The 20,030-nt window shown below is 28.7% G+C and carries 17 protein-coding genes; 9 read left to right on the forward strand and 8 right to left on the reverse strand.

The annotated features are described in order from the left end of the window. Positions 1-6: 6 nt before the first annotated feature. A complete protein-coding gene (locus tag KMP69_RS04185) occupies positions 7-1,146 on the reverse strand; it encodes a Coenzyme F420 hydrogenase/dehydrogenase, beta subunit C-terminal domain (protein ID WP_214400679.1) in 1,140 nt (379 codons plus the stop codon). Continuing rightward, a complete protein-coding gene (locus KMP69_RS04190) occupies positions 1,143-2,261 on the reverse strand; it encodes a molybdopterin-dependent oxidoreductase (RefSeq protein ID WP_214400680.1) in 1,119 nt (372 codons plus the stop codon). The genes KMP69_RS04185 and KMP69_RS04190 overlap by 4 nt, the downstream gene beginning before the upstream one ends. A gap of 506 nt (positions 2,262-2,767) precedes the next feature. Between KMP69_RS04190 and KMP69_RS04195 the strand changes: the two genes are divergently transcribed. From KMP69_RS04195 to KMP69_RS04215, 5 genes are all read left to right on the forward strand, one after another. Further along, positions 2,768-3,886, forward strand: coding sequence for a double-cubane-cluster-containing anaerobic reductase (locus KMP69_RS04195; RefSeq protein WP_214400681.1), 1,119 nt, complete (start codon positions 2,768-2,770; stop codon positions 3,884-3,886). Between the two features lie 123 nt (positions 3,887-4,009). Further along, positions 4,010-4,657: a sugar phosphate isomerase/epimerase family protein gene (locus tag KMP69_RS04200; protein ID WP_214400682.1), complete on the forward strand. Its 648-nt coding sequence runs from the start codon at positions 4,010-4,012 to the stop codon at positions 4,655-4,657. Between the two features lie 32 nt (positions 4,658-4,689). Next, on the forward strand, positions 4,690-5,520 hold the full coding sequence (locus KMP69_RS04205; protein WP_214400683.1) for a hypothetical protein: 831 nt from the start codon (positions 4,690-4,692) through the stop codon (positions 5,518-5,520). 7 nt (positions 5,521-5,527) lie between these two features. After that, positions 5,528-6,814 carry a 2,3-bisphosphoglycerate-independent phosphoglycerate mutase gene (gene apgM, locus KMP69_RS04210; RefSeq protein WP_214400684.1) on the forward strand — a complete coding sequence of 429 codons (1,287 nt, stop codon included), beginning with the start codon at positions 5,528-5,530 and terminating at the stop codon, positions 6,812-6,814. A 10-nt stretch (positions 6,815-6,824) separates the two neighbouring features. Beyond that, a complete protein-coding gene (locus KMP69_RS04215; RefSeq protein WP_214400685.1) occupies positions 6,825-7,397 on the forward strand; it encodes a DUF3343 domain-containing protein in 573 nt (190 codons plus the stop codon). A 437-nt stretch (positions 7,398-7,834) separates the two neighbouring features. Here the strand turns inward: KMP69_RS04215 and KMP69_RS04220 are convergent, their stop codons facing one another. Both KMP69_RS04220 and KMP69_RS04225 read right to left on the reverse strand, forming a co-directional pair. Further along, entirely contained in the window at positions 7,835-9,808 is a 1,974-nt protein-coding gene (locus KMP69_RS04220) for a DNA topoisomerase VI subunit B (RefSeq protein WP_214400686.1), read from the reverse strand. An 88-nt stretch (positions 9,809-9,896) separates the two neighbouring features. Continuing rightward, positions 9,897-11,021 (reverse strand): hydrogenase large subunit, encoded by a 1,125-nt coding sequence (locus KMP69_RS04225; protein WP_214400687.1) that lies wholly within the window; start codon positions 11,019-11,021, stop codon positions 9,897-9,899. A 131-nt stretch (positions 11,022-11,152) separates the two neighbouring features. On the opposite strand from KMP69_RS04225, the gene thiC reads away from it, so the two are divergent. Both thiC and KMP69_RS04235 read left to right on the forward strand, forming a co-directional pair. Next, a complete protein-coding gene (gene thiC / locus KMP69_RS04230; RefSeq protein ID WP_214400688.1) occupies positions 11,153-12,430 on the forward strand; it encodes a phosphomethylpyrimidine synthase in 1,278 nt (425 codons plus the stop codon). A gap of 5 nt (positions 12,431-12,435) precedes the next feature. After that, positions 12,436-13,608, forward strand: a complete 1,173-nt coding sequence (locus tag KMP69_RS04235) for an L-serine ammonia-lyase, iron-sulfur-dependent, subunit alpha (protein ID WP_214400689.1) — start codon at positions 12,436-12,438, stop codon at positions 13,606-13,608. A 10-nt stretch (positions 13,609-13,618) separates the two neighbouring features. Here KMP69_RS04235 and KMP69_RS04240 read toward each other — a convergent pair whose 3' ends face one another. Further along, positions 13,619-14,815 (reverse strand): ABC transporter permease, encoded by a 1,197-nt coding sequence (locus KMP69_RS04240; protein ID WP_214400690.1) that lies wholly within the window; start codon positions 14,813-14,815, stop codon positions 13,619-13,621. A 13-nt stretch (positions 14,816-14,828) separates the two neighbouring features. Then, positions 14,829-15,614, reverse strand: coding sequence for an ABC transporter ATP-binding protein (locus tag KMP69_RS04245; protein WP_214400691.1), 786 nt, complete (start codon positions 15,612-15,614; stop codon positions 14,829-14,831). Positions 15,615-15,738: 124 nt separating this feature from the next. Between KMP69_RS04245 and KMP69_RS04250 the strand changes: the two genes are divergently transcribed. Beyond that, a complete protein-coding gene (locus tag KMP69_RS04250) occupies positions 15,739-17,361 on the forward strand; it encodes a DUF5591 domain-containing protein (RefSeq protein ID WP_214400692.1) in 1,623 nt (540 codons plus the stop codon). After that, positions 17,358-17,876, forward strand: coding sequence for a hypothetical protein (locus KMP69_RS04255; RefSeq protein ID WP_250543636.1), 519 nt, complete (start codon positions 17,358-17,360; stop codon positions 17,874-17,876). Before KMP69_RS04250 ends, KMP69_RS04255 begins: the two co-directional genes overlap by 4 nt. Here KMP69_RS04255 and KMP69_RS04260 read toward each other — a convergent pair. Then, positions 17,873-18,640: an HD domain-containing protein gene (locus KMP69_RS04260; protein ID WP_214400693.1), complete on the reverse strand. Its 768-nt coding sequence runs from the start codon at positions 18,638-18,640 to the stop codon at positions 17,873-17,875. The genes KMP69_RS04255 and KMP69_RS04260 overlap by 4 nt on opposite strands. A 257-nt stretch (positions 18,641-18,897) precedes the next feature. Next, entirely contained in the window at positions 18,898-19,962 is a 1,065-nt protein-coding gene (gene carA, locus KMP69_RS04265) for a glutamine-hydrolyzing carbamoyl-phosphate synthase small subunit (protein WP_214400694.1), read from the reverse strand. Between the last annotated feature and the right edge of the window lie 68 nt (positions 19,963-20,030).

The raw sequence follows: 20,030 nt of genomic DNA on the forward strand, positions 1-20,030 counted from the left end.
TTATTATTATTTTTCATTTAAGAATAACGGTGGCAAGCTATCATCAACACCTGGGACATAACCAAATGTGTCTCTAATCTTCAACTGCATTCTGTGGAATATATATGCTAAAGGGATATCCATTGGGCAAACATCTTCACACTGCCCACAGTTTATACAGCTTTGAGATATATGGTTCAATCTAATCCCCTGGAAAATTAAAGGATTTGGCGGGATTTTTCCTTTTTCATCAATATAATCTTTCTCTAATCTACATTCAACACAGAAGCAGAGTGGGCAGTTATCTCTACAACCATAACACTTTATACACCTATTCCAATATTTCTGCCACTCTTTAAGGTTTGGATATTCATCTTCCAAATGTATTTTTTGGAATTTTTTAGCCAACTTTATCATGACATTCTCTATTTTCTCTCTAATTTGAATTGCCTTTTCTGAAGGTTCTTTAATTTTGATATAGCCTTCTTTTTCAGCATCCTCTACTAATTTTTTTCCTTTTTCTGAACAGATTTCAACAAACGTCCAGCCCTTTTCAGCTCCCCAATTTCCACAAGCTAAATCAGCCATTCTTGGAACCATAACTTCACATCTTTGGCAGTTCTTTCTTCTACCAAAACCTTTTTCTTCCAACTCATCTATTTTGATAGCTTTATGTTCTCCATTTTTTAATTCAATAATAAACTTCCCCTTATCTATTTCTTCTTTAACAACATCTAATGGATTAACTTCATAAAATAGCTCAATAATTTTCATGGCAGTTATTGGACTTATTGTTCCTCCACAATTCAAACCAATCATATAGATGTTATCTAAATTTACCTGGTTTAACTTTGCTAACTCTTTAATAGCCATCGCATCACATGGTTTAGTAGAGACGGCAATTTTTTTATCATTCAAATATTTGCTAATTATCTTTCCAAAATTTGTTGGCGCACAGTGCAAAGAGCCAGCAGTTTCTATCAATTCATCAGAATTCGTTATAAATGCTGGAATTCCATCGTAAATATCCTCTCCTCTCTTTAAAGCTAAAACTCCATCAACAAGCTTGTTATCTAATAAGTATTTGAATAATGCAGTTACTGCTCCACCACATTCTGCTTTCTTTAAAATCTCTTTATCTGTAGCTTGGATTAATGCATATTTCATAATATCACCTTAGTTATTTCTTTTTGAATGTCTTCTAATGAATTGAACCCTAAATCAATTCCAAGCTTTTCAGCTAAGCTTTTTATTATAAGATAATCATCCATAGCTTCTCCAGGAGGGTTTACAGCTTTGTTTATTTTTTGAATTCTTTTATCAGTGTTTGTAAACGTCCCATTCTTCTCTGCCCAGCATGAAGATGGGAGAACTACATCAGCTAATTCAGCTGTTTCACTCATTATAATATCTTGGACAACTAAAAATTCAGTATTTTTTAGTGCATCTTTATCGATTAAAGCTGGATTTTCCCCCATTATGTATAAGAACTTTGAGTTTTTCAATAACTCAAAATATTCATCTTTATTTAAAGGAGGAATGCCAATAAGTGTTGCCCCTACAGTATTGCAGTGCTTAGCAACTGGCAAAACTTTAGCAATTTTAGGCATTTTATCAACATCTATTGGTGCATTGATTATAATAATAGTGTTTTCATCAACATTACCTAAATCAATATCCTCATAGCTATCAACCTTTACAAACTTGTCGGCATTTAATTTTAGGATATCTTTCTCCTCTATATTGAAAATTGTTACCTTAGCCCCTTTATCCTTTGCCTTAACAACCTTTCTACCAATTAATGCATGTTCAGAAAACACATCACCAATAATTATGATGTTTTTTGCGTTCTCAATGTCATCAATTGTTGTAGAAATTTCAGCATAATTGGCTTTAGGAGAATTGCAGATACAATGCCCAATTTTAGCTTTTAAATTATCAGCCAACTTTTTTAATGCATAGTTGTCTTCATTTGTACATTTTCCAGAGGCAATAAATGTTATATCTTCTGGATTGTATTTTTTTAAATTCTCTGCAATAAAATTTAATGCTTCATCCCAACTGACTTCAACAAACTTTCCATTCTTTTTAATTAATGGCTTTTCCAATCTCTTTTCATGAGATATTATTTTATAACAGTTTTGCCCATATAAACAGTTCTTTCCTTCATTTATTGGATGTCTTTTGTTAGGATAAGTTCCAACAACTTTATTATCTTTGATAATTAAATCAATGCCACATCCAACACTACAACCTGGGCATATTGTATGAACAACTTTCATAATTACCACCCAATATTCTAAAAATAAATAATTATGTATCTAAGCTTAATTTTGATTTTTAGCTTTCTTTTTATCTTACTAACTTTAACTTTTTGATGCTAATTTTAATATTTATTTTGAATATTGTATTACCACACCAATATTAATATCAAACTATTATTATTGTATATAAAATTAGCTACTTAATTCAAATTATTATTACTAAAATAATAAAAAATTTCAAAAAGTATTACCAAACCGACAAAAAATTATAATTGGGCAATATTAATCTACAAAAACTCTATAATCTTGTTAATAAATTTTAATATTTTAATATTATTATCTACATATATAAATTTTATATCATCATATTTTCTAATAACTACTAATATATCAAGAAAATTGAAGGTAAAATTTTTAATATTGATAATATAGTTTTTTAGTAAAAATTTTCAAAAATTTGGACAAAATATATACGATATATTAGAAAATCTAATAACTAAATAGGTATTAGATTTGGTGATATAATGCAATTAAAAAGTATAGAAAAATTAATGCAAAAATTTTCTAATAGAAAAGAACAACTCTATAAGCAAAAAGAAGACGGGAGAAAAGTTTTTGGAATGTTCTGTGCTTATGTTCCAATAGAAATAATTTTAGCTGCAAATGCAATTCCTGTTGGTTTATGTGGGGGTAAAAATGACACAATCCCAATAGCAGAGGAGGATTTACCAAGAAATCTCTGCCCATTAATAAAATCATCCTATGGATTTAAGAAGGCAAAATCATGTCCTTACTTTGAAGCATCAGATATTGTTATTGGTGAAACTACTTGTGAAGGGAAGAAAAAGATGTTTGAATTAATGGAAAAGCTTGTTCCCATGCATATAATGCATCTCCCTCATTTAAAAGATGAAGAATCTTTAAAAATCTGGATTAATGAAGTTGAAAAGTTAAAAGAGTTGGTTGAAAAAGAAACAGGTAATAAAATAACTGAAGAAAAATTAAAAGAAGCTATAGATAAAGTAAATAAACTTAGAGAGTTATTCTATAAGCTTTATGAATTAAGAAAAAATAAACCAGTCCCAATTAAAGGATTAGATGTTTTAAAAATATTCCAATTTGCTTACTTATTAGATATTGATGACACAATAGAAGTTTTAGAAGATTTAATTAAAGAGTTAGAAGAGAGAGTTAAGAAAGGAGAAGGTTTTGAAGGAAAGAGAATCCTAATAACTGGTTGTCCTATGGTTGCTGGAAACAATAAAATTGTTGAACTCATTGAAGAAGTTGGCGGAGTTGTTGTTGGTGAAGAAAGCTGTACTGGAACAAGATTCTTTGAAAACTTTGTTGAGGGTTATAGTATAGAAGATATAGCAAAAAGATATTTCAAAATACCTTGTGCTTGTAGATTTAAGAATGATGAGAGAATAGAGAATATAATAAGATTGGCTAAAGAGTTGGATGTTGATGGGGTTGTTTATTACACATTACAGTGCTGTCACACATTCAATATTGAAGGATCTAAAGTAGAAGAGGCATTAAAAGAGGAAGGCATTCCAATTATTAGAATTGAAACTGATTACTCTGAAAGTGATAGAGAGCAGTTAAAAACAAGGTTGGAGGCATTTATTGAGATGATTTAAAATAAAAATCCTTTAATTTTCTTTTTTATTTTCCAACTACCAGGTTTCTATATCATAAGATATTAGATTTCTTAATATCTAATTTTATATATTTTAATTGCATTAATACATTTTTGTGAGAACATGATAGGCATTTGCATGCGCTCCGAGAAAGGATACACTTTTAATAATAAATTGGTGGATTGGGGATTACATTATAATCCAAAAATAGTCAAAAAAAATAATATTATAGGCTATCATGCACCAATTTTAAATTTGGATGAAAAAGAGAGCGTTTCTATTTTAAAAAATATAATTGAAAATATTAAAGGAAAAGATTATTTAACAATCCACTTACATAATGGGAAAAATAAAGATATTGATAAAGAACTTTTAATTGAAAATCTATCAATAGTTAATGAATTTGCACAAAAAAATAATGTAAAATTATGCATAGAAAATTTAAGAGAAGGTTTTTCATCTAATCCAAACAATATAATTGAAATAGCGGATGAAATTAACTGCTTTATAACATTTGATATTGGACATATCCCATACAACAAACGATTAGAATTTCTATACATTTGCTCTGATAGAATTTACAACTCCCACGTTTATGAGATTGAAATGAATGGAAAACATCTGCCACCTAAAAATCTTAACAATTTAAAACCAATATTAGATGCTCTCTTAGACGTTAAATGTGAAATGTTTTTGATTGAATTAATGGATATTAATGAGATTTTAAGAACTGAGAAGATGATAAAAGAATACTTAGAAGCTTATAAATAAATTCAAAAGCTAAGGATAAAGGTGGATAAGTTATGTTATTTCATCAAAACCTCCAAAATTTTATTGATTTTAAGAAATCATTTAAAGAGCTAACGCTGTCTGATGAAACATTTAAAATAATTGAAGAAAATGGGATTAAGTTAAAAAATATTGCCATAGGAGAATTTTCAGGTAGAGATAGTGTAGCAGCAATAATTAAAGCTATGGATGAAGGTATCGATTTCGTTTTGCCAGTTGTTGCATTTACTGGAACTGATTATGGAAATATAAACATTTTTTACAAAAACTGGGAAATTACAAATAAAAGAGTTAAAGAAATTGATAGAGATAAAGTTTTATTGCCATTACATTTTATATTCGAGCCAAAACTTTGGAATGCATTAAATGGAAGATGGGTAGTTTTACTTTCAAAAAAATATAACTATTACAGCCCATGTATTGGATGCCATGCATATTTGAGGATATTGAGAATCCCTTTGGCAAAGCATTTAGGAAATAAAATAATCAGTGGAGAGAGGGTTTACCATAACGGAGATTTTAAAATTGACCAAATAGAAGAAGTTTTAGATGTTTATAGTAAAATTTGTAGAGAATTTGATGTAGATCTAATTTTACCTATAAGATACATAAAAGAGGGAAAGAAAATCAAAGAAATTATAGGAGATGAATGGGAGCAAGGAGAGAAGCAATTTTCATGTGTTTTTAGTGGAAATTATAGAGATAAAGATGGAAAAGTAATTTTTGAGAAGGAAAGTATTTTAAGGTTATTAAATGAATTCATATATCCGGCATCAATTGAGATTTTAAAAGAAGGATACAAAGGGAATTTTAATTATCAGAATATTGTAAAAAAGTTCCTTTAGTGAGAAAATGAGGGCTATTTTAATATTATTAGATGGTTTAGGAGATAGAGGTTGTGAGATTTTAGATAACAAAACACCATTACAATTTGCAAAAACACCAAACTTGGATAAATTGGCTGAAAATGGCATGTGCGGTTTAATGACAACATATAAAGAAGGTATTCCATTAGGAACTGAAGTTGCCCATTTTTTACTTTGGGGATATTCCTTAGAAGAATTTCCGGGGAGGGGAGTTATTGAGGCATTAGGAGAGGATATAGAAATAGAGGAAAATGCCATATATTTGAGGGCTTCTTTAGGATTCGTAAAAAAGGATGAGAAAGGATTTTTAGTTGTAGATAGAAGAGCTAAAGATATCAGCAGAGAAGAGATTGAGAATTTAATAAATTCTTTACCTACATGCATTGATGGATATAAGTTTGAGCTATTTTATTCTTTTGATGTTCATTTTATATTAAAAATTAAAGAAAAAAATGGATGGATTTCAGATAAAATCTCTGATTCTGACCCATTCTATAAAAATAGATATGTTATGAAAGTTCAACCAATAAAAGAGTTATGCAAAAGTAGTGTAGAATATAACAAAGCAAAAGACACTGCAAGGGCTTTAAACAAATATCTTTTAAATGTTTATAAAACCCTACAAAATCATAAAATAAATAGAAAAAGAAGAAAAATGGAAAAAATGCCTGCTAATTTTTTATTAACAAAATGGGCATCAAGATATAAAAAGGTAGAGAGCTTTAAAGAAAGATGGGGAATGAATGCTGTAGTTTTAGGTAGCAGTTCAGTATTTAAAGGATTAGCAAAATTCTTAGGAATGGATTTTATAAAGATTGAGAGTTTTGAGGAAGGAATAAATTTAATTCCTGAGTTAAATTATGATTTCATTCACTTGCATACAAAAGAAACTGATGAAGCTGCCCACACAAAAAATCCATTAAATAAAGTAAAAGTTATTGAAAAGATTGATAAACTTATAGGAAATTTAAAATTAAATGATGATGATTTACTTATAATAACTGCAGACCACTCAACACCTTCTGTTGGAGATTTAATACATTCTGGTGAAAGTGTTCCAATAATATTTTATGGAAAAAACGTTAGAATCGATAATGTTAAAGAATTTAATGAAATTGCCTGCTCTAATGGACATTTGAGAATTAGAGGGGAAGAATTAATGCATATAATTTTAAACTATACAAATAAGGCACTATTATATGGTTTAAGAGCTGGAAATAGGTTAAGATACTATATTCCAAAGGATGATGACATAGAACTTTTGAAAGAATAGGAGGGATATTTTGATAGGAAAATTAAAAAATATTCTTAAATTAAAAAAAGATAAAGAAACTGAAAAAGATAGCCTAAAAGGAAAGGGATTAATTATATTTGAAAATACAAAGGATGCCATGAAAGCAGAAAGTATTCTAAAAGATAAATATAAAATTAAGGTAGTTGCTCCTCCAGTAGAAATTAGAGAAGGATGTGATTTGGCAATAGAATATGAGTTAATTGACGAATTTGGAATTAAAAGAGAATTAGAGAATAACAACATAAAACCTTTAAAATTTATCTCTTTAAATGATTACTCTTTAAAACCATTGGAGTTAATAAAAATTAAAGAAGTTGATGGATTCATTTTAGTTAGATGCGGAAATATGAAGATAACTATTGATAAAGAGGGTAATATAGTTAATATCTCTGGTGGTGGTTGTCCTGATGTTCCTTATTTAGCATTAAAATTAAAAGGAAGAAATATTAAAGATATTAAAGAAGAGGAATCACCAAAAAGTTTGGGCTTTACCTTATGTGCATACACATTAAATAAAGCGTTTGAAAAGGCAAGAGAATTGTTTATTGAAAATGAACGTTAAAATTAAAGTTAAAGATTTTGAAGTTGAAGAGTCTATCCAATATAGAGAAAAATAGGAAAATGTTCATATTGGACTTGGAAGTTATCAACTCTATATCTTTCTGGATTCATTGGGAGTATATCATTGATCTCCGCCCATGTCGAGGTTTTTATTATCTTCCCACTGGTTAAATTAGATAATAACTATTAGGGACTTCATTTCTCTCCCACATCTGGACAGCTATAATTTTTATTTCTTATATACACTTATATTCGGATCTTTCGATAATAAAAATCTATTAATGTCTATATTTAGATTCATTGATTGCATTTAGGTTTTTGTATTTCTTTCGAACTCGTTTAATATATCTTAATAGAAGTAATACATTGTAACCGATTTATAGCTTATATCCTCAAACAGCTTCTTTACTTAATTATTTAATACCCAATTAAAAATATTTATTTTGATAATAGTTCAACAACTCTCTGTTCAATTTCATCAACTGGCTTATTTAATATGTTTGCCAATGCCTCTGCAAATATCTTAGCATACTTCATAACATACTTTCTTTTCTTTTCTTCTTCAGCCTCTCTTCTAATTCTTGATAAATACTTTTCCAATTCTCTACCACAAATCATCAATGCATGTCTAATTTCGTTATAAATTTCTTCATTTTCATTTTCACTACATGCTACTGCCTGCTTTCCAGCAGATGTGTAAGGGATAAATGTAGATATTAGATTAACAAACACTGTTATTGGAGCGTCTTCCCCTCTCAAACCATATCTTCTCCAATTTATGCTTTTTACTGCCTTGGTTAAACCGCATGCGGAAGCATCATATAGCAAAGGGACATGATTGGCAAACCTCATAATTTCCATTCTTCTACCTTCATCACTCTGCCTTCCTGCATTACCTCCATAGGCGATAGCTACTTCAACAGCAAAGGGTATTCCTCCCCTATAGGTTTTTGGATTTCTTGTAATTGCCTTAACGAAATCTGGATTTAAAAATTCTTTTAACGACTTTTCAATATTTTCAGCCCCTATTGGTCTTAATCCAGTTGTAGGAGGAGCCATAAACTCCATACTTTGTAGGCAATCGACAATCATCTCCGCTTCATCCCAAGTCAATTCCTTAGGATTTTTATTTAGAATATTTTTAACATCCTTTTCTAATTTTTTTAACTCCTCATCAGAAATTAATCCTTTCTTTTTTATAGTAGCAATAAACTCCTCTGGTGGCTTTACAATATTTTTAATTTTTTTATTTAATTCTTCAACAACTGAGGCTGATAAATAATTCTTTTCAGCCCATTCCATGAAGTTTTCAGGTATCTTTTTAAAGTGATTTTTTATTTTATTAATTTCCTCTTTATTTAGCTTACTGAACAGATATTCCATAGTTATATATTTTAAAGCATATCTCTTCAACTCATCCAAACTTTCTGGAAGATTTGCAATTAACATCTTTACAGTATCTATTTCTTCATTATTTAAATAATCTTTAAATTTAGTTAAATATTTATCAATATCTATATTTAAATAGCATTGTATAATCATACTCCAAAATACACTATCTTTAAATTTCTTTAATATTAAATCTCTCAATAAATATTTTTCAAGTTCTTTAATTCTTTTTGTTGTAACTCTTGAAAGTTCAGAAACGAGCATTGAAGAAACTTTTTTTGATTTTGTTTTTCTTGCAATATATAGTAATTCATCAGTAGTTAATCCATAAGGGTGGGGCTTCATTTCCTCTGGTTTTTTTGGTAGTTCTTTAACAACTCTATCAAATACAACTTCTCCATAAGGATCTTTTAATATAATCTTAGCGTGAGGTGTTGCTAAACTAATCCTTCTCAAATACTCAAATGGACCAAATTCTCCTCTATTATAACTAACTTCTTTAAACTCTCCTTCTACTCTTGTTCCTCTCCACTTTCCTTTTCTAACTTTTTTTGATACAATTTCTCCTTCATTTTTCTCTACATTCATCTTTACTTCAACTTCATAAATTTTACCATCTCCAGTAGATGTTATAATTTTTAAAGGCTTTCCAGTAGTTATTTGTGAAAATAATAAAACACCTGCCGCTCCAATTCCTTGTTGTCCTCTTGATTGAATAAATCTATGCATCTTAGAACCAGCCAACATTTTCCCAAATACCTTTGGAATAAACTCTAAAGGAATTCCTGGTCCATTATCTTCAACCGCCACTTTGTAATGATCAGCCCCTAACTTCTCAATCTCAACTTTTATATCTGGTAAAATTCCTGCTTCTTCACAAGCATCTAAACTGTTAGTAACTAACTCATGAATTATAGTCGTTAAACTTCTAACTTTTCCACTATATCCCAGCATGTGCTTATTTTTTCTAAAAAATTCAGCAACAGAATGCTCTTTAAATTCTTTAAATAAATCTTTGCTCATACATCTCACCACGATACTCTTTCATACTCATAAATAGAAATTTCAAAAATAGATACATTTAATTAAAAAAAGTAAAAGTTAGTAATACTTATTTTTTTCTGTTAGTTTGAATAATCATCCTATCAGTGCAAGTAAAGCAAGGATCACAACTTGCTATAATTAATTCAGCGTCTGAAACATGATGCCCTGGAAGAATTGCCTCCATACATGCCAAGTTAGTTAATGTTGGAGTTCTAACCTTTACATGTCTAACTCTTCCATTTTCATCTAATCCATAAGAGTAATAAACCTGCCCTCTTTGAGCTTCATTATATACATTTATTGGTTTAAATGGTTTTAGTTCATAGTTTGGATTATATATATTTTTATCTAAGTTTGGCAACTCTTTCAATCCTTGCCTAATAATCTTAATACTTTCAAAACATTCGTAAAATCTTACTGCCAATCTACTGAAAACATCTCCATCATCAAATATAACTTCCTCAAATTCAAAATTATCATACACTGGCACTATTCCCTTTTTTCTCATATCACAAGATAGTCCTGAACCTCTTGCTGTTGGTCCAGTTGCATGCAATTTTTTAGCAGTTTTTTTATCTAAGACACCAACATCTTTAATTCTTGCCATAATCATTGGGTCATTTATAGTTCTATTTAATAATTTATTTAAATTTTCTTCAAATTTTTCTAATCTTTCCAATATTGATGGGATTTTGCTATCATTTATGTTACATCTCGGTCTAATTCCTCCAATTATTGGGCAAGAATTTTGAACTCTTCCACCAGTAATTTCTCTCAAAATTTGCATTATTGGCTCTCTAATCATAAATGCCCTAAAAGCCATAGTTTCAAAGCCAATAACTTCAAAGGCGTGACCAAATAATAACATATGAGAGTGTAATCTTTCAAATTCTTCAACTATTGCCCTTATATACTCAGCCCTCTCTGGAACCTCTATATCACAACCTTTTTCAGTTACCATAACATTAGTCCATACGTGAATGTGAGAACAAATTCCACAAATTTTCTCTGACAAGATACTAATTTTTTCGGGTGGTAGCCCTTCCATAATGAGTTCTATTCCTCTATAATTAACGCCAATTACTAATTCAGCCTCCTTTATAATCTCATCTTCAATAAATAATCTTAATCTATGAGGTTCAAGCATTGTAGGATGTACTGGACCTATGGCAATCTCTTCTTCACACTTCATAAACAACACCTAATTTTTAAATATAATCTAACAGAATTAACTATAAAATTTATCATAATTAATAATGATAATTTACTTTATATAGTTTTGTTTTAATAGGACATTTACAGAATTTTTAATTGGTGATAGTTATGACTCAAATGGACGATGCAAAAAAGGGAATTATCACTGAGGAGATGAAAATTGTATCTGAAAAAGAAAGAATTGATGTTGAAAAACTTAAAAAACTTATTGCAAAAGGTTATGTTGTTATTCCAAAAAATGTTAATAGAGATACTGAGCCAGTAGGTATTGGTAAATATTTGAGAACTAAAGTGAATGCAAACATTGGAACATCCCCAGATTTCGTAGATATTGACTTAGAGATAAAAAAGGCAAAAGTTGCTGAAAAATATGGGGCAGATACTATAATGGATTTAAGTACTGGAGGAAACTTAGAAGAAATTAGAAAGGCAATTATGAATGTAGTTAATTTGCCAATAGGAACAGTTCCAATTTATGAGGCTGGAAAAATTGCAAGAGAAAAGTATGGAAGAGTTGTAGATATGGATGAAGATTTGATATTCAATGTTATTGAAAAACAGGCAAAGGAAGGCGTAGATTTTATGACACTACATTGTGGAATAACTAAACAATCCGTTGAAAGATTAAAAAAAAGTGGTAGAGTATTGGGAGTAGTTAGTAGAGGTGGAGCATTTTTAACAGCCTATATTTTATATCACAACAAAGAAAATCCGTTATACAAAAACTTTGACTATCTCTTAGAGATTTTAAAAGAGTATGATGTAACTATAAGTTTAGGAGATGGAATGAGACCGGGATGTTTATTAGACAATACAGACAGGGCTCAAATTGAAGAACTTATAATATTAGGAGAATTAGTAGAGAAATGTAGAGAAAAAGGAGTTCAATGTATGGTTGAAGGGCCAGGACATATTCCTTTAAACTATATTGAAACTAACATTAAATTACAAAAGAGCTTATGTAAAAATGCTCCATTCTATGTTTTAGGGCCTGTAGTTACAGATATAGCCCCTGGATATGATCATATAACAGCCGCAATTGGAGGAGCGTTAGCAGGCTACTATGGGGCTGATTTCCTTTGCTATGTAACTCCAAGCGAGCATTTAAGATTACCAACAGTAGAGGATGTTAAAGAGGGAGTTATAGCCACTAAAATAGCGGCTCAGGCGGCAGACGTTGCTAAAGGTAATAAATTGGCGTGGGAAAAAGAGAAAGAGATGGCTTACGCAAGGAAAAACCACGATTGGAAGAAGCAGTATGAGTTGGCAATAGATAAAGAAAAAGCAAAAAAAATGAGAGAAGAGATTCCTTCAAAAGAAAAAAGAGCGTGCTCAATTTGTGGTGACTATTGTGCCTTATTGATGGTTGAGAAATTTTTAAGGTGAATTTTATGGAAAAAAATGAATTAATTACTGAAATCTTAAAGAAAGAGATTGTTAAGGCATTAGGTTGCACTGAGGTGGGATTAATTGGCTATACAGTTGCTAAGGCTAAGCCAGATGATGTATATTCAATAAAAGAGATTAAAATAATTTTAGATAAAGGAACTTTTAAAAATGCATATTCAGTAGGAGTTCCAAATACTGGAAAATTTGGGATACTTCCAGCAGTTGTTGGTGGTTTGTTAGGAAATAAAGAAAATGATTTAGAAATATTTAAAGATATAAAATATGATGAAGAATTAGAAGAATTTATAAAAGATAAATTGAAAATTGAAGTTATAGATTCTGAAGTTTATTGTAAAGTATATATTGAGGCGGATAAAACTTATGAGAGTGAAACTAAGGGTAGTCATTCTGGAAAAGTCATAGATGAAACTTTGAAAGAGGCTTATAAAAATCTAACTCTCAAAGACTTTATAGATTATTTAGATGACATTCCAAAAGATGTAATTAATTTGATAAAAGAAACAATAAATATAAATAATAACCTCTCAATTCCTGAAGTTTCAGAAGATTTTATAAATTTAAATATAAATGATGATATTCTAAATAATATGGTTAAAAAAACAGTTTCAGGTGTTTATAATAGAATGATTGGTGTTAATAAGCCAGCGATGGCTATTGCTGGCAGTGGAAATATGGGTTTAGTATCTACTTTACCAATAATCGCCTACGATGAAATTAACAATAAAGATGAAGAAAAACTAATTAAATCAATTACTTTATCTTCTTTAACTACTATATATTCAACCTACTATTCCTCTTATATTTCATCAATGTGTGGATGTGTAAATAGAGGTGGCATAGGGGCGGTTTCTGGTTTGTCATATTATATTCATTACAATGAGGAAAATATCATTAACTATATAGAAGAGAGTATTAAGAGTTTTACAGCAAATTTAACTGGAATTATTTGCGATGGAGGTAAAATAGGCTGTGCTTTAAAAATAGCATCAGGAGTTTTTGGTATCTATTTATCTCTATTTTCAAAGGTTCCATACAACAATGGAATTGTTGGAAAAAACTTTGAGGAATGCATTAAAAACATTGGAAAAATTGGAAAATCTATGAAATCAGTAGATGACGCAATAATAGAAATATTAAAAAGTAAGGAATTATAAATTAGATGTTTTATTTGTTCAATATAATTTTTATAACCTTTTTTAAAGTTAAATTTTCCTCATATAACAATACTCCAATTTTAAACAGTTTTATTGAAAGAATGAAAGATAATACAATACTAAAAACCATAATTAATGTTGATATTATTATTTCAGTTAAAGGTAGTTGAGTTACACTTTCTCTTAAAACTACTGTATATGGTAATGTAAATGGTATATATGATAAAATTTTAGCGATGTAGTGATTTGGATTAACCATTATCGTGTTCATAAACATTATTGGAATAATTTGAACAATTATTATTGGAGATATTAGTTGAGAGGCATCCTTAGGATGAGAGAATAATGAGGCAATTCCGCATAACAAAGAGGAATAGAACAAATATCCAAGTATAAAGTAAATTAATGCAAATAACACTAAGTATAATGAAACTTTAACTGCATATATTATAATTACAGGTAAAGCAAATATAAGCCAAATACCTATTTGAATTAAACCTACTATAGATATTCCCAATATTTTACCAAACATTAAATTTTCTGATGATGCATAACACAGTAGAATTTCCATAATTCTATTTTGTTTCTCTTCAATAATTGAGGAGACAATAATTCCAGATAATGATGTAATAGCCATATAAAGCAAAAATACAAAGCCCATTGGCAATAGTTGAGATAAAAATGATTCTTTTTCAACTCCTTTCTTAGAAACAAAATAGATCTTAACATTTATAGGATTTACAACCCTATTGTAAGTTAAATTATCTACTTTCCCTTTTAGTAAGTTTTTAATTATAATATTAGATAGTGTATCGGTTATTAAAGGATTTGGCGATTTTGTTGCCGAGTAAATTATTATATTCCCAGTTTTTAAGTAATCTTTGGGAATAACAATTAAAGCATCTATTTTTTTATTTAAAATGTCCTCTTTTCCCTTTTCAATACTTTGATATTTTATAAAGTATATTGTTATAGTTTTATTACCGATATTGTTTTTTACCACTTTATTTGGAATTTCTAAGCCAAAATTATCTATATAGCCCACTTTAAGTTCTTTAATGTCAAACATCATTAAACTACCCATTACAGCCAAAGATATCATAATTATAGGGACTATTACAGTAGATATTAAGAACTGTTTTCTTTTTACATTACTAAAAATTTCTCTCTTTCCAACTGTAAATATTTTTTTAATGTCTATTTTCATAATTCCACCCGAATTATTCAAAAAATAACTCCTCTAATGAGTATCTAACTTCAAATTTAATGACATTTTCAGCACTTTCCTTTAAAATTTTTATTGCCTCATTGTATGGAATTTCTTTTTTTATCAATCTTCCATTTTCTAAATATTCGATGTATGCCATTTTTCTACAAATATTTTCAATTCTTCCATAATGAACAACTTTTCCATTTTTTATTATTAAAACTCTATCACACAATCTCTCAATTTTTTCCAACTGATGCGTTGATAAAAGAATAGTTTTACCTTCGTTTTTTAATTCATACAATATATTTTTTAATAATTTAGTATTAAAAACATCTAAACCAGAAAATGGCTCATCTAAAATAAGTATATCTGGATTGTGTATAACTGACACAATAAATTGAACTTTTTGCTGATTCCCCTTAGATAACTCTTTAATTTTTGAAAATTTGTAATTGTAAATATTTAACTTATTTAGCCAATAGTTAATATTTTTATTAATTTCTTCTTTTTTCATTCCCGCCAATTCACCAAAAAATTTTAACACATTTACAACTTTTTCATCTCTATAAAGCCCCCTCTCTTCCGGCAAATAGCCAATTTTTCCATTAATTTCAATGTATCCTTCATAATCTTCAATAATCCCCGCCAATATCCTCAAAGTTGTTGTCTTCCCAGCACCATTATGACCCAATATTCCAAAAATTTCTCCTTCATAAACCTCAAAAGAAATATTATTAAGAACTTTTTTATTACCAAAATATTTAGACAAGTTTTTCACAACTACTCTTGGTTTCATATTTTCACTTTATTTAATTTTAATTATCTATCTTTGTTTTAACTATTCAACATTAGGTATTTATTTAAGTTTTTATCGTAAAATTAATTAAAAAGATAAAATTAAAACTTAAAAATGTGATAGGATGCTTGAACCAATTGCCTACGATATTGGAAGGTTGTGCAAAGAGAAAGATAAAGAATTGACTCCAAATTTAATAAACATTGACATTGAAGTTAATGGTATTAAGATGCCATTTGATGTTCATAGGGAACTAACAACTCTATTTAAAAAATCTTTTACTGGAACTGTTGAATATAAGGGAGAGATAATTAAGTATCAAATATTAAATTTTGGTAAGTATATTGATTTAATAGAATTGGAAGATGTAGATTTATACATTATAGGTGATGGTAGAAGATTGATAGAAAGAAAAGAACTACAAATAATTCCAAAAATTAGAGAAAAAATATCTCCAAATTCAGCAATTTACTTTCCAGCAGTGTTTCCTTGGGAAATTCCACTTTTGGTTTATATGGGCGTTGATTACTTCGATGATTCATTGGCAAAGTTATATGCTTCATTAGGATACAAATTTACAAAAAATAGAGTTTTAAAACTAAATAATTATAATTTTGATGAGTTATTAAATTACAATAGAGAAGTTTATAGAGAGATATTGGAGGAAGTTAGATTAGGTATAAAAAATGGATTTTTAAGAAATATTGTAGAGGAAACATCTATATCTTATCCATATCTATGGGCAAATTATAGAAGGTATAAGCCAGATTTAAGAAATATTCCCTTATCAAAAGAGAATAAAATTATAGTTACCGCAAATATAGATATTCCAGAGGTTCAAAAATATTTAGATAGGTTGGATAGATATGAGCCTTATTCTAATATAGTGGTTTTACTTCCTTGCTCATCAAAAAAGCCATATTCTATATCCCAATCACATCAAAAGTTCATAAATGCAATAAAATCTGCAAAGGTTGTTGTTGAAGAGGTTATACTTACATCTCCTTACGGTTTAGTTCCAAGACCTTTGGAGGGAGTAGTAAATTATGACATTCCAGTAACTGGAAATTGGAGTTTTGAAGAAATAGAATTAATAAATAAATGTCTAAAAAACTTTTTAAAGAAAGTTAAGAATAAATTCAAAGATTTAATTGTTATTGCTCATCTACCAAAAAATTACCTTGAAATTTTAGATTTAGATAATATAATTGTTACTTCAAAGGATAATCCTACATCAAAAGAATCTTTAGAGAATTTAACAAATACATTAAAAGAATATAAGTATTTAACAGAAAACCTAAAAATTAATAAAAAAGGGCAGAAAATTCATAACATTCAGCAACTTGCAAAGTTTCAGTTTGGAATAAATTTCATTCCTAATGAAATATTTATAAATCACAGAAAGCAAATATTTATAAATGAAAATATGAATAATGATAAAAATATACAGATCGCCTCTATAAATCCTAAGAATGGATTACTTGTATTAACATTGAAAGGAGGAGAGTTATTATGGAATGTTGGAAGGAGAAATATTAACTATGTGGAAGTAAATTATAATATTAAAAAAGGTTCTCTTTTCCCTCCGGGATTCGTTGATTGCAATGAAAATATATCCTACAACGATGAGGTTGTCTTAATAAAGGATGAAGAATTTTTAGGCGTTGGAAGATCTTTAATGAGTGGATTTGAGATGAAAAAGGCAAGGCATGGAGCATTAGTAAATATAAGAAATGTTAAAAGGTGAAAAATTTGGACAATGTTGAGAGAATTGTTAAATTGTTATTGATGGATAAAGATTTTAATGATAAAGAGAAATTGAGGGATTTATATAAAGAATACATAAAAACAAAGGATGAAATTAGTTATTTAGAAAATATTCTTGAAGATTTTGAAACCTTGGATACAAATATAAATCATATTAAAAGATATTCTGAAATTGTAAAGTCATTATTACCTAAGTTGAGTAAATTTACCAATATCCCTATTTTTGTTGATATTGTTAAAATGTTGGAAACTGTTGATAATATTGATACAAAAGAACTTGAATCATTAAGATGGGAAATTAATAAAGAGATAGAGGAATTAAATGATAAATTGAAAACTATAAGAAATGAGATAATGGCTATAGTTGTTAATGAGTCATTATCAAAAATAAGATCTTCAAACTTAGAGGAATTTTTAAAATACTTAGAAAATAACAAAGAAAATAAAAAACTTGAAATTGATGAATACAAAGAAGAGCCAAAAGTCGTTGATTAAAAGTTAATCTCTTCAAATACTGGTTTTTCTTTTTCTACTTTTGCATATACTGAGATGTAATCTTTTATACCACTCCACTTTATTTTTTCCCCTAAAACTTCTTGAATTTGGAATATTCCTGCCTCATTTGATAAAATTACTTCAATTTTAACCGGTTTTTCTTCTCCTTCCTTTATTATAACTTTCTCTACGGATGCCGCTGATACTGAATGAATATCATAGCATTTTTTACATATTGGAATTCTTGACCTTCCTTTTGTCATATCTGTTCCATCGGCAACTGCTATAACTCCCGCCTCAATAGTTAAACTCATAATTCCCTCACTGTGTGAATAAATAGCGTGTAATATTTCAGTAGTCATTTGATAAGCCTTTTCTTCATCGTAGTATTTTTTTAATATCTCTTCAATAATATTCATAGATAAATAGGCAGAGTGCAAATGATGTATATCTCTATGAATAGCATTTCCTATATCGTGTAAATACGCCCCCATAATTGTTATAACCAAAGAATCTTCAAAACTTCCTTTACAATCCTTCATAAAACTTGGCTTTATCCCTTTTTTATACAATATTTTTAATATCTTTATTGCGTTGTTAGTTACAATTTTTGAATGTGTCTTTCCGTGGTCGTTATATCCTAACCTACCAACAGCCATTATATTAGACATTTTTAAAAAAGTATTGACTTTTTTATTTTTAGATAACTCGTTGTAAATTTTTTTTGGAATTCCAGTTAATGATTTAATCTCTTCATAGTTCATATTTCTCCCCAGAATAATTTTAATATTTATATTCAAATATTTTAATTAATAGGACAAAATTTAAAATTAAAGAAAATAAAAAATAATAAATTATTAAACACTAATTCAATAATTATCTGATCAATTAATAAATTATTAGAATTAATTTAGAGGTAATATAGAGTTAGCAATAATTTTAGTTATTATTTTACTCTTATGTGTCTACGTTTTATTATTTTCATCAAAAAATTAACTGTGTAAATGTCTAAATTTTATAATTATTTTCTATCCTTTAACTTAATCATATCATCAAATAAGAACATTGTATCATGTGGTCCAGGTCTCGCCTCTGGGTGGAATTGAACTGAAAATATTGGTAGATCATTATGCTTAATTCCTTCAACTGTCATATCGTTTAAGTTTATAAAACTCACTTTGACATCGTCAGGCAAACTTTCCTCTCTAACGGCAAATCCATGGTTTTGAGAAGTTATATAAACTTTATCTGTTTTTAGGTCTTTAACTGGCTGATTTCCACCCCTATGACCAAACTTCATTTTGTATGTTTCTCCTCCAAATGCCAATGCTAAGAGTTGATTTCCTAAACAAATTCCTGTTATTGGCACCACTCCAATTAAATTTTTAATGCATTTAATAACTTCTTTTAACCTTGCAGGGTCTCCAGGACCGTTAGAAATTAAAACAAAATCTGGTTTATACTCTAAAATTTCATCATATTTTGTATTGTATGGAACTTGAACTACTTCGCAGTTTCTTTTAACCAAACTTCTTATTATATTTAACTTAACTCCGCAGTCAATTAAAACACACCTTGCTTTTCTGTTGGTAGTTTTATGAATTATCGTTTCTTTAGTGGAAACTAATGGAACTAAATCAATATCTGATATATCTTTATATTTTTTAACTTTATCTAAGAGATCTTTAATTTCTTCATCACTTATTTTTTCAGCAACTTTTAAACAACTTTTTACAACCCCTTTATCTCTAATGTTTCTTGTTAAGAATCTTGTATCTATATCTTGAATTCCAGGGACATTATATTCTTTTAAAAAGTCATCTAAGGCTTTATTAGTTACTTCTCTAACTACAAAGCCCTCTGCCTTTATGCCATCTGACTCAAACCATTCTTTTTTAACTCCATAGTTTCCTTGTAGGGGATATGTCATCATTACTATCTGTCCTTTATAGGAAGGATCTGTTAAAACTTCCACATAGCCAGTCATAACTGTTGTAAAAACCAACTCTCCAAAAACTTCTTTTTCTGCTCCAAAACCTTTTCCTTTAAACACAATTCCATTCTCTAAAACTAACACTGCCTCCATAATTTTCACCAAAATACCTATATAGCTTTGTGCAAAAGTAGTTATAATAAATAAGGCATTAATGAATG

Source organism: Methanocaldococcus lauensis (genome assembly GCF_902827225.1).
Lineage (GTDB): Archaea > AGJL01 > Methanococci > Methanococcales > Methanocaldococcaceae > Methanocaldococcus > Methanocaldococcus lauensis.